Below are 6,350 nucleotides of genomic sequence, written 5' to 3'. Positions count from 1 at the left end.
TATCCAAAAATAATTTTAGCTCTTGCTAATTCCAAACCAATCTGTAGGGACGCCTACAGATTGGTTTTTTGTGTTAAAATAAAGAAAAATTAGAGTTTTAATTAGTGTATGTGTACATAACCACAAGCATGTCCTCTAGCGTAAATAATTAAAGGGAAAGGGGAACTGAGTATGGACATGAAAATTTTGCTGATTGAAGACGATCCTTCTATTTTTAGCATGATTCAAGAACGTTTTGAGCAGTGGTCACTAAACGTGGTTGGACCTAAAAATTTTCAGAAGGTGATGGATGACTTTATAGAGGAGAAGCCCCATCTCGTGCTAATTGATATTCAATTGCCTGCCTATGACGGCTTTCATTGGTGTCGTGAAATTCGTCATTTATCCAAAGTGCCAATCCTTTTTCTTTCTTCCCGAGATCACCCGATGGATATGGTGATGGCTATGCAAATGGGGGCTGATGATTTTATTCAAAAGCCTTTTCATATGGAAGTTTTACTCGCAAAAGCACAGGCTATTTTACGTAGAACCTATGATTACGTTGAAGAAAAAATGGATGTTACACGTTTTAACGATGCCATAATTGATTATGCGAGAAGTGAAATTATGTATAATGGTGCCATTGCTTCTTTAACAAAAAATGAACTTTTTATTTTAAGAATATTAGTGGAGCAGGCTAATCATATCGTTTCAAGAGACGAGCTAATGAGAAAACTATGGGATGACGAACGTTTCGTAAACGATAATACTTTGTCTGTAAACGTTAATCGGTTACGTGCAAAGCTAGAGGATATTGGTTTACATGAGGTAATACTAACAAAAAAGGGACTTGGTTATATGGCAGTAAGCTGAGGGATGTGAGGGAAGTTGTTATTATTATTTGTTAGAGAACGCTTTGCTTGGATAGGATTTTTTATTTTTACTCTGATAATTCTAAATGTGCTATTTTCTTTAGATGTTGGTTTAAATGGAGTTTCTATTTGGTATGTAAACGTTAGTTTACTTGTATGTTTTATACTCTTTTTTTGGTGTCGCTATGTCATCGAAGTTGGGAAATTAAAAGATTTCCTGGGAAATATGGATAGCCACCTTGATGATGCACATAGAAATAGTTTAGCTTTATCTCCTTTTCAAGAAGTATACTTTCGAAAAATGGAGGATGCCTTTTTTGAAAAGAATTTAGAGTTAAATCAAGCCAAAGTGCAGATACAGGAACATTCTGATGAACTATTAGCTTGGGTCCATGAAGTAAAAGCACCTTTAACTGCCATTAATTTAATGTTTGAACATATTGAGGATTTACAGCTACGTCGAAAATTAGAGAATGAATGGCTAAGACTACATCTTTTGGTTGATCAACAACTGCATCAAACAAGATTATACGCTATTGAAAAAGATAATTATTTAAATGAGATTGAACTAAAGCCCATTATTTATAAAGAAATCCGAGCTATGCAAGCTTGGTGTCTTGAAAAAGGCATTGGCTTTGAAATTGGTGAACTGACAGAGATGGTTATGACAGATGGCAAGTGGCTAGCTTTTATTATTCGACAAATTCTTTTGAATGCCATCAAGTATAGCCCAGTAAATTCTGAGATAACAATCTTTACAGAACATGATTCTTCAGGTGCAACATTACTACATATTAAAGATATAGGTAGGGGTATACCTTTAGACGATTTACCTCGGATTTTTCAAAAATCTTATACAGGAACAGCGGGAAGGGAATCCTCTCAATCTACAGGTATGGGTCTCTATTTAGCATCTAATGTAGCCCATAAAATTGGTATTCGTATTAATGTTCAATCTAAAGTTGGTGAAGGCTCGCTATTTACACTACGTTTCCCCTTACAAAATGAATATGCGAAACTAACAGGTAGATGACGAAAATGTCACCTACCTTTTTATATTGTCATGTAAAACGCACGAATGATTAGGTTTGACAGGGTACACTTGAACTATAGAAAGGGGCGTTATGAAGTGACAGTTTTAATAGGACGTAAAATAAAGAAAGTGTATGGAAAAAAATCAACGGCTCAGGAAGTATTAAAGGGTATTGATGTAGAAGTGAATAGAGGAGAATTTGTAGGTATTATGGGTCCTTCTGGCTCTGGTAAAACAACGCTTTTAAATGTCTTATGCTCAATTGACTTTGCGACAGAAGGTGTTATTGAGATAAACGGTCATAGTTTACGTGGTATGAAAGAAAAGGCTTTAGCAAACTTCCGAAGAGAGCAGCTGGGATTTATATTTCAAGACTATAATTTATTAGATACCTTGACAGTAAAAGAAAATATTCTTCTACCGTTAGCCATCAGTAAGTTACCAAAAGCTGTTGCCGAAAGTCGAGTGAAGGAACTCACTTCTTTGTTGGGAATCACGGAAATTTTAAATAAATACCCCAACGAAATATCAGGTGGACAAAAACAGCGTACCTCTGCTGCACGTGCACTTATTACCAATCCGTCATTGGTATTTGCAGACGAGCCCACTGGTGCACTAGATTCTAAATCAGCTACAGCCCTGCTTCAAAATCTACAAAATATAAATGAAACAAAAGAAGCGACAATTATGATGGTTACACACGATGCAGTAGCCGCAAGTTTCTGTACACGTGTGTTATTTCTAAAGGATGGCCTTATCTATAGTGAACTTTATAAGGGCGATAAAACAAGGCAGGCCTTTTTCAAAGAAATCATGCATACACAAAGTGTGCTAGGCGGTGACGGGTATGAGTCTTAGTAAGTTAGTACTTCGAAGTATGAAGAAAAATATGAAGCACTACTATCTATATTTCTTTGCACTTATTTTTAGTGTTACCTTATACTTTTCGTTTGTCACCTTGCAAAATAATACGGAGGTGTGGGCTGCTGTTCAAATGAGTGGAACAGCTACGGCCGGATTTAAGGCAGCAACTTATATTCTTTATTTTATCGTTTTATTCTTCGTTCTGTATGCAAACCATTTATTTATGAAGCGTCGTAGTAAGGAAATAGGTTTGTATCAACTGATCGGCATGACTAAGGGGCTAATCGTGCGTTTATTAGCGGTTGAAAACATTCTCTTATTTGTTGGAGCCGTTATTATAGGTATGTTGGCAGGCTTCTTTAGCTCTCGTGTGTTTGCAATGATTTTGCTTCGAGTGCTTGAAAAAGAAGCTCTTGTAACCATGACTTTTAGTACACAAGCTTTAATGCAGTCGATGATTGTTTTTACTATCTTATTAATCATTGTTCTTATACAGATGGCTTGGATGATTCATCATGTGTCATTGTTATCATTATTTAGTGCAGCAAAACAAGCAGATGAGCGTGTGAGACGTTTTAGTGCGTTCCAGATGGTTATTGGCTTTTTGGGTCTTATACTGATTGTTTATGGCTACTATGCATCGACAAAGTTGTTCGATATCGAATCTGCTGGTAATTTATTTATCAATATGATAATTATTTTAGCTACTACAATTGGTGGAACATTCCTTGTTTTTCGTTTCTCTGTAGCATTTATTATGAATACTATTCGCCTAAAGAAAAAAGGGCATTTATCCATAAAGGATGTATTAGCATTAACGCCCATCATGCATCGTATGAAGAGCAATGCAAAGTCATTAACACTAATCACTGTGTTAACAGGCGTTTCTCTAGGCGTGACGACTCTTTCCTATATCGCCTACTACTCCTCGGAAGCATCTGCATATAGCCAAGTACCTGGTGATTTCATATTGCTTGAAGAGCAAGGGGAGGAATTTTTAGAGAAGTTAGAGGAAAATAATATTGCTTATGATAAAATTGACTACCGTCTTCAGGGAGTAACCGCTGCTGTAGGTCAATTGATGTCTAAAAAACAGCAGGATAACCCTTTATATACAATGGAAGGCACAATTTATACCATTCCACTTTCAGATTACCAGCAGAGTGTTCCAGAAGCTAAGCTTTCAGGGAATGAGGTTATCTTAACAAACTATGGTGGTTATATGGCTGAAATGTTCCCGTTAGAGAAAGATCATGATTTAGTAGTATCTGCAGGAGAACTTGAAGAAACTTTTCATGTCGTTGATATCCATGATAAAAGCGTGATAAGTGGTATTGTAACGGCTGGGGGTGGTGGACCTATCTTTGTTGTGACAGATGATATGTTTAAAAGTTTAACTACACAGGCAGCTCTTTATCCTTGGCATCATCAAACAACAATTACTTTAAAATCTAACGAAGATATTGCAACAGCAGAAAAATTATATATTCAATCAAATGCAGGTATTATTACGGCTGTAGATGATAAAGGGAAGACAAAGCAATATACACAATCATCCTATGAAGGAAAACGTAAAGACAATATTGAATCATTGGGTCTTACCATCTTTACAACAGCATTTTTAGGGTTAGCGTTTTTAATGACCACAGGTAGTATTCTATACTTTAAACAAATGTCTGAGGCGGAGGAAGAACGTGATTCCTATACAATCCTACGAAAGATTGGTTTTGCTGAAAAAGATATCATGAAAGGTATTTATATGAAACAGGCCTTTAATTTCGGTGTTCCATTAGTTATTGGGTTATTGCATAGCTACTTTGCTGTTAAGTCAGGATGGTTTTTATTTGGGACAGAGTTAACAGCTCCCTTGTGGATTGCAATGTGCTGTTATATAGCTTTATATACGATTTTTGCTATTCTATCGGTAGGCTACTATAAAAAGGTTGTACGTCAGTCGTTGTAATATTAAATAAGAGGAAACTCGGAAACAGTGTGGTGGTTATCATTACACTGTTTTTTTAGTGCAAAGAATATAGAAATTACAAAAAACCTTGACTTTCAATTATCAGAATAATAAAGTTTAACATGTTAGTAATTTAGTGTATGAAAGTAGAGTGTAACAATGAATGCAGTAATTGCGGCTGTTGCCGTTATGTTAATATTAAGCTTGCTTCGCATCAATGTAGTTCTCTCGTTAGTTCTAGGAGCATTTGTAGGTGGTCTAACTAGTGGGATGGGCATTGAGTCAACAGTCCAATCATTTACAGAGGGATTAGGAGCAGGAGCAACCATTGCATTAAGTTATGGCTTACTTGGTGGTTTTGCAATCGCCATTGCCAAAACAGGAATACCCGAATTAATGATAGCCGGGATGTTAAAAATATTAAAGGGTGAAAGTAATAGAAAAGGACTTGTGAAGGTATTAATTTTCTTCCTTATTTTTGTGATGTCTATTTTATCTCAAAATGTTATTCCTATTCATATTGCCTTCATTCCATTATTAATACCTCCTATTTTAAAGATTTTAAATATGCTAGAAGTCGATCGACGTATAATTGCAACGTTGATTGCAGTAGGCTTAATTGGTACTTATAGTTTTGTACCTGCTGGTTTTGGAGCAATCTTTCAAGATATCGTTGCTACACAAGTGTCAGAGGCAGGAATGGCTGTTTCTTCACGTGATGTCCCTGCAGCAATGGGTATTCCCGTATTAGGAATGCTAATCGGATTGATAATTGCCTTCGCTGTATACCGCAAACCAAGACATTATAAGCATAGTGAAGTGGAGACGGAATCTTTAAATGTAAACGTCAGCAAATTCATTATGTTTTCTACAGCTCTGGCACTAGTAATATCACTATGCGCTCAAGTGTTAACAGACTCAATGATTGTAGGCTCGTTTGCAGGTATTATGATTATGTATTTTACAGGTGCTCTTAAATGGAGAGAAGCAGATGAGATTCTTTCTGAAGGAATGAAGATGATGGCCTTTATTGGCTTTGTTATGATTGCGGCAAATGGTTTTGCGGCGGTAATCAATGCAACAGGTGATGTGGACAGCTTAATTACAAATACACTTACTGTATTAGAAGGAAATAGAAGTCTTGCTGTCTTCATCATGTTAATCATAGGATTAGTTGTGACGATGGGGATTGGTTCGTCCTTCGCTACAGTGCCTATAATCGCGACACTATTTGTTCCGCTAGCACAAGGTTTAGATATGAGTCCTTTAGCGATATTATGCTTAATCGGTACAGCTGGTGCTCTAGGAGACGCAGGTTCTCCAGCATCCGATTCTACATTAGGGCCAACAGCAGGCCTTAATGTTGATGGCCAGCATCATCATATTTGGGATACCTGTGTTCCTACGTTTATTTTCATTAACATACCACTAATCCTATTTGGTTGGATTGCCTGTGTGTTCTTTCTATAATAAGGAGGTAGTTTCTATAATTATATAGAAACTACTTTTTTCTTTTTTGAGTTATTTGAAATGTGCGAAAATGTTGATATGACAACCTTAAGTGTTGCAATATGTATAGAAATTTTATATACTAATAAACGGCTTAATAAAGCGAAGAAATAGTAGTACTAAGAATATC

General features: G+C 36.2%; 5 protein-coding genes. All 5 read left to right on the top strand.

What is annotated here, in order from left to right:
* Positions 1-171 precede the first annotated feature (171 nt).
* The 5 genes from B3D98_RS12430 to B3D98_RS12410 all read left to right on the top strand — a co-directional run bounded on the left by B3D98_RS12430 (position 172) and on the right by B3D98_RS12410 (position 6,181).
* A complete protein-coding gene (locus B3D98_RS12430) occupies positions 172-852 on the top strand; it encodes a response regulator transcription factor (protein ID WP_082148187.1) in 681 nt (226 codons plus the stop codon).
* Between the two features lie 15 nt (positions 853-867).
* Entirely contained in the window at positions 868-1,884 is a 1,017-nt protein-coding gene (locus B3D98_RS12425; RefSeq protein ID WP_288583273.1) for a sensor histidine kinase, read from the top strand.
* Between the two features lie 96 nt (positions 1,885-1,980).
* Positions 1,981-2,742, top strand: coding sequence for an ABC transporter ATP-binding protein (locus B3D98_RS12420; RefSeq protein WP_048395566.1), 762 nt, complete (start codon positions 1,981-1,983; stop codon positions 2,740-2,742).
* Positions 2,732-4,711, top strand: coding sequence for an FtsX-like permease family protein (locus B3D98_RS12415; protein WP_103118998.1), 1,980 nt, complete (start codon positions 2,732-2,734; stop codon positions 4,709-4,711). The genes B3D98_RS12420 and B3D98_RS12415 overlap by 11 nt, the downstream gene beginning before the upstream one ends.
* Before the next feature lie 159 nt (positions 4,712-4,870).
* Positions 4,871-6,181 (top strand): Na+/H+ antiporter family protein, encoded by a 1,311-nt coding sequence (locus B3D98_RS12410; protein ID WP_288583269.1) that lies wholly within the window; start codon positions 4,871-4,873, stop codon positions 6,179-6,181.
* The last annotated feature ends 169 nt before the right edge of the window (positions 6,182-6,350 follow it).

The sequence above is a fragment of the Lysinibacillus sp. UBA5994 genome (assembly GCF_002429725.1).
Lineage (GTDB): Bacteria > Bacillota > Bacilli > Bacillales_A > Planococcaceae > Lysinibacillus > Lysinibacillus capsici.
Note: the sequence above shows the minus strand (reverse complement) of the source record. Positions and strands in the feature narration are given on the sequence as shown.

Excerpts from the sequence above, each read along its gene's own strand:
- B3D98_RS12415 (WP_103118998.1), top strand. The coding sequence starts at position 2,732 with ATGAGTCTTAGTAAGTTAGTACTTCGAAGTATGAAGAAAAATATGAAG.
- B3D98_RS12430 (WP_082148187.1), top strand. The coding sequence starts at position 172 with ATGGACATGAAAATTTTGCTGATTGAAGACGATCCTTCTATTTTTAGC.
- B3D98_RS12410 (WP_288583269.1), top strand. The coding sequence starts at position 4,871 with ATGAATGCAGTAATTGCGGCTGTTGCCGTTATGTTAATATTAAGCTTG.